The organism is Rhodosalinus sp. (genome assembly GCF_046542825.1).
Taxonomy (GTDB): domain Bacteria; phylum Pseudomonadota; class Alphaproteobacteria; order Rhodobacterales; family Rhodobacteraceae; genus Rhodosalinus.
This window is the reverse complement of sequence record NZ_JBKHAQ010000177.1, coordinates 1-3373: the sequence shown is the minus strand read 5'-3', so window position 1 is coordinate 3373 and position 3373 is coordinate 1. Positions and strand designations below refer to the sequence as shown.

Annotated in this window: 4 protein-coding genes; 3 read left to right on the top strand and 1 reads right to left on the bottom strand. The window is 68.4% G+C overall.

Annotated features, from left to right (window positions below):
• Both ACLFOB_RS14710 and ACLFOB_RS14705 read left to right on the top strand, forming a co-directional pair.
• The coding region (locus tag ACLFOB_RS14710; protein ID WP_410926573.1) for a COX15/CtaA family protein at positions 1-823 on the top strand (823 nt) is incomplete at its 5' end.
• Positions 820-2289: a carboxypeptidase M32 gene (locus ACLFOB_RS14705; protein ID WP_410926572.1), complete on the top strand. Its 1470-nt coding sequence runs from the start codon at positions 820-822 to the stop codon at positions 2287-2289. The genes ACLFOB_RS14710 and ACLFOB_RS14705, both read left to right, overlap by 4 nt.
• A gap of 37 nt (positions 2290-2326) precedes the next feature.
• Here the strand turns inward: ACLFOB_RS14705 and ACLFOB_RS14700 are convergent, their stop codons facing one another.
• Complete coding sequence (locus ACLFOB_RS14700; protein WP_410926571.1) at positions 2327-2596, bottom strand: usg protein; 270 nt, start codon at positions 2594-2596, stop codon at positions 2327-2329.
• A gap of 194 nt (positions 2597-2790) precedes the next feature.
• On the opposite strand from ACLFOB_RS14700, the gene ACLFOB_RS14695 reads away from it, so the two are divergent.
• Positions 2791-3373, top strand: a 583-nt coding sequence (locus ACLFOB_RS14695) for a DNA gyrase subunit A (protein WP_410926570.1), incomplete at its 3' end; no start/stop codon positions are given.

Below are 3373 nucleotides of genomic sequence, written 5' to 3'. Positions count from 1 at the left end.
CGAGTTCAAGGTGATCTACTGGTGGGAATGGGGTCACCGGCAGCTTGGCCGCGTCATCGGCCTGGTCTGGGCGGTGGGCTTTCTGGGCTTTCTCGTCACGCGCAGGATGCCGCCGGGCTGGACCGGGCGGCTCTTCTTCCTGGGCGTTCTCGGCGGGCTGCAGGGCGCCATCGGCTGGTGGATGGTGTCCTCCGGTCTCGAGGGCACGATGCTGGACGTGGCGAGCTATCGTCTGGCCACGCACCTGGGCCTTGCCTTCGTGATCCTGGGGCTCATCGCCTGGTATGTCTTCCGTCTTGGCCGCGAGAGCCGCGAGCTGATGCAGGCGCGCCGCCAGCGCGAGGGGCGGCTGGCGGGCTGGGGCAGCGCGCTGATCGGGCTTGCCTTCGTGCAGATCCTGCTGGGCGCGCTGGTGGCCGGCATCGACGCGGGCCGCAATTTCACCGATTGGCCGCTGATGGGGGGCGAATTCCTGCCGCCCTATCCGCTGCAGCTCGACCCCGTCTGGCGCAACTTCTTCGAGGATGCGGGGCTGGTGCAGTTCATGCATCGCATGGCGGGCTATGCGCTGGTGCTGCTGGGGCTTGTCGCGTGGTGGGTCGCGCGTCGCTCGGCCAACCCGGCGACGCGCTTCGCCTTCAACGCGGTGCTGGCGATGCTGTTCGTGCAGCTGGTGCTGGGGATCGCCACGGTGATTTATGCCGCGCCCTGGCATCTGGCGATCGTGCACCAGTTCGGGGCCGTCGTTTTGTGGGTGCTGGTGCTGCAGGCGCGGTTCCGCGCGCTCTATCCGCTGCCGCAATCGCTGAGGGCCGCCCGATGACCGCTTTCGACGACCTCATGACGCATGCGCGCGAGACGCAGGCGCTGGCGCAGGTCGCCGGGCGCCTGGGATGGGACCAGGAGACGGTGATGCCGCGTGGAGCGGCACCGCAGCGGGCCGAGGAGATGGCGGCGCTGGAGGCTGTGCTGCACGCCCGCCGCACCGATCCCCGCGTGGCCGAATGGCTGGCCGAGGCACGGGCGCCCGATGCGGCCGGGCAGGCGCAACTCAGGCTCATCCGGCGCCAGCACGAGCGTGCCGTGAAGGTGCCCGCGCGGCTTGCCGCAGAGCTTGCCCGTGTGACAAGCCGGGCACAGGGCGTCTGGGCCGAGGCGCGGCGCAGCGAAGACCCGGGGGCCTTCGTGCCCGTGCTGGCCGAGGTCGTGGCGCTCCGGCGCGAAGAGGGCGCGGCACTGGCGGCGGGCGGCGACCTTTACGATGCGCTCCTGCAGGACTACGAGCCCGGCACAACCGCGGCGGAGATCGAGGCGATGTTCGGCGCGCTGCGTCCGCGGCTGACGGAGTTGCGCGGGGCGGTGCTTGAGCGCCCCGCGCCCGAGCCGCTCAAGGGCCACTTTGACGAAGCGGCGCAGCACGCGCTGGCGCGCGAACTGGCCCAGGCCTTCGGCTACGACCTGAGCCGGGGCCGGATCGACACGGCGGTGCATCCCTTCAGCGCGGGCTCGGGCCTCGACGTGCGGATCACCACCCGCACGGACCCGGCCGATCCCTTCAACTGCCTTTATTCCACGATCCACGAGGTCGGGCACGCCACCTACGAACAGAACATCGACGCGGCCTATCTGCTGACCCCGGTGGGGCAGGGTGCCTCGATGGGCGTGCACGAGAGCCAGAGCCGGCTGTACGAGAACCAGCTGGGCCGCTCGCGGGCCTTCACCGGCTGGCTCTTCGGGCGGATGCGCGATGTCTTCGGCGATATCGGTATCGCGGACGAAGACGCGTTCCACGCGGTCGTGAACCGCGTGCACCGCGGCTTCATCCGCACCGAATCGGACGAGCTGCAATACAACCTGCACATCCTCATGCGCTTCGACCTGGAGCGCGCGCTGGTGGCGGGCGACCTGACCGTGAGCGATCTGGAGGCGGCGTGGAACGACCGCTTCGCCGCCGATTTCGGCTATGCGCCCAAGCGCCCCTCGGACGGGTTCCTGCAGGATGTGCACTGGTCCGTCGGGCTGTTCGGCTACTTCCCGACCTACACGCTGGGCAATCTCTATGCCGGCTGTCTGCACGCGGCGATGCGGCGTGACCTGCCGGACCTCGACGCGGCGCTGGCGCAGGGCGACCCGTCGCCCGCCACAGGCTGGCTGCGCGAGAAGCTGCAACGCCACGGCGGGCTGATGGAGCCGCGCGACCTGATCGAGGCCGCGACGGGCGAGGCGCCCTCGGAGATCCCGCTGCTGGCCTATCTCGAGGACAAGTTCGGCCAGCTCTACAGGCTCTGAGGCGCGGACGGTCCACAGGGCGGCCGCGCCGCCAGTCTCAGTGCATCGTGAACTCGCCCACCACGCTGCGCCATTCGCCGGGCGAGATCATCTTGCGGTGGGTGAAGCGGACCGAATGCAGCGGCCCCTCGATCTCGTCCTGCCAGAACTCGATGAACCCGAAGAGCTTCGGGTGATCCGGGGCAAGGTCGTAATCCTGCCAGACGAAGGTGTTGAGCACGTTCCGGTAGTCCGGCATCCGGTAGAAGAGTTCCGCGGTGGTCAGGCCGTAGCCCTTGAGCATCAGTTCGGTCTCGCTCTCGGTCATGATCGCCTCTCGGTCTGTCTCGACGGGTCGCCATGATGCGGGAGTCAGATTAATTTGCAATAAAAACAGCGTTCTAGCAGCCGGTGGCCACGGCTGCTGACAGCCCGCCCGGGGCGGCGTTGCGCGGCCCGGAGCGGGGGTGCTATAGAGGGACAAAGGCGGCGCAGAGGCCGCGGCGGACGAGCAGGCCCAACGTGAGCGATACCCCCGAACCCCCTGAGGACTCTTCGGAAATTCCGTCCGCGCCCTATGATGGGCCAAGCGTGTCGATCGCCGACGAGATGCGCGCCTCCTACCTCGATTACGCGATGAGCGTGATCGTCAGCCGCGCGATCCCCGATCTGCGCGACGGGCTGAAACCCGTGCATCGGCGCATTCTTTATGCAATGTCCGAGACGGGGAACACCTACGACAAGCCCTATCGCAAGTCCGCGCGGCCGATCGGCGACGTGATGGGCCAGTATCACCCGCACGGCGACTCGGCCATCTACGACGCGCTCGTGCGCATGGCGCAGGACTTCTCGATGTCGCTGCCGCTCTTGGACGGGCAGGGCAACTTCGGCTCGATGGACGGCGACAACCCGGCGGCGATGCGCTACACCGAGGTGCGCATGGCCAAGGCGGCCGACTATCTTCTTGCCGACATCGACAAGGAAACGGTCGATTTCCAGGACAACTACGACGGCAAGCAGCGCGAGCCCACCGTCCTGCCCGCGCGCTTTCCCAACATGCTGGTCAACGGCGCGGGCGGCATCGCGGTGGGCATGGCCACCAACA

Bases quoted from the DNA above. Each gene is read 5' to 3' on its own strand.
- ACLFOB_RS14700 (WP_410926571.1), bottom strand. From the start codon at position 2,596: ATGACCGAGAGCGAGACCGAACTGATGCTCAAGGGCTACGGCCTGACC.
- ACLFOB_RS14705 (WP_410926572.1), top strand. From the start codon at position 820: ATGACCGCTTTCGACGACCTCATGACGCATGCGCGCGAGACGCAGGCG.